Genomic DNA, 1432 nt, shown 5'->3' with positions numbered 1-1432 from the left:
AATCCTGCACCTGCAGATATTGTAACTTGTCTAACTGTTATTCTAAATCCAGTTGGTCTACCTAATTTAGTTTGGTCGTCAGTTAATGAATATTGAGTTTTAGCCATACAAACAGGAACTTTACCAAAGCCTATTTTTTCTAAGTTAGCTAATTCTTTTTCTGCTTCTGGAGTATAATCTACACCGTCAGCTCCATATATCTTAGTTGCTATTGCATTTATTTTTTCTTTTAATGAGTATTCGTCTGGGTAGCAGAATTGGAAGTCATTTGGTTCATCGCATAATCTTATAACTTCTTTAGCTAATTCTATACCACCTTCGCCACCTTTAGCCCATACTTGAGATAAAGCAACGTTAACGCCTAATTCTTGGCATTTCTTTCTAACTAATTCAACTTCAGCTTCTGTATCAGTTGGGAATTCGTTTATAGCTACTACTGCTGGTAATTTATAAACTTGAGTTATATTTTCAACGTGTTTTAATAAGTTTGGTATACCTTTTTCTAACGCTTCTAAGTTTTCTTCGTTTAAGTCAGTTTTGGCTACGCCACCATTGTATTTTAATGCTCTAACTGTTGCAACTATTATAACTGCATCAGGTTTTAAGTTAGCCATTCTACATTTAATGTCTAAGAATTTTTCAGCACCTAAGTCAGCACCGAATCCACCTTCAGTTACTACATAGTCTGCAAAGTGCATAGCCATTCTTGTTGCTATAACTGAGTTACAACCATGTGCTATATTAGCGAATGGTCCACCATGAACAAATGCTGGAGTTCCTTCTAATGTTTGTACTAAGTTTGGTTTTAATGCATCTTTTAATAATGCTGCCATTGCTCCATTAGCTTTTAATTGTTTAGCTGTTACTGGTTCTCCATCATAGCTGTATCCAACTATTATTCTACCTAATCTTACTTTTAAATCAGCTATATCGTCAGCTAAACAGAATGCTGCCATTATTTCTGATGCAACTGTTATGTCAAATCCATCTTGTCTTACAGCACCATCACCTTTTTTACCTAAACCATCAACGATATTTCTTAACTGTCTATCATTCATGTCTACGCATCTTCTCCAAGTTATTCTCTTAGGATCTATTCTAAGTTCATTACCTTGGTGTATGTGGTTGTCTACCATTGCTGCTAGTAAGTTGTTTGCAGCTCCTATTGCATGGAAGTCACCTGTAAAGTGTAAGTTTATATCTTCCATTGGAACAACTTGTGCATATCCTCCACCTGCTGCCCCACCTTTGATACCGAATACTGGTCCTAGAGAAGGTTCTCTTAACGCAACTAATACATTTTTACCTAGTTTTTGTAAACCGTCAGCTACACCTATAGTTGTAGTAGTTTTACCTTCTCCTGCTGGAGTTGGGTTGATAGCTGTAGTTAATATTAATTTAGCTTTCTTTTTACCATTATCTTTTTTAAGTA

At 35.5% G+C, this 1432-nt stretch carries 1 protein-coding gene; it reads right to left on the bottom strand.

Annotation, left to right across the window (positions count from 1 at the left end; genetic code table 11):
- On the bottom strand, positions 1–1432 hold a 1432-nt coding region (locus tag I4U58_RS13785; protein ID WP_195931905.1), incomplete at both ends, for a formate--tetrahydrofolate ligase.

This window comes from Clostridium sp. 1001270J_160509_D11 (genome assembly GCF_015667935.1).
Taxonomy (GTDB): domain Bacteria; phylum Bacillota; class Clostridia; order Peptostreptococcales; family Peptostreptococcaceae; genus Intestinibacter.
This window is presented reverse-complemented; position numbering and strand designations above follow the sequence as displayed.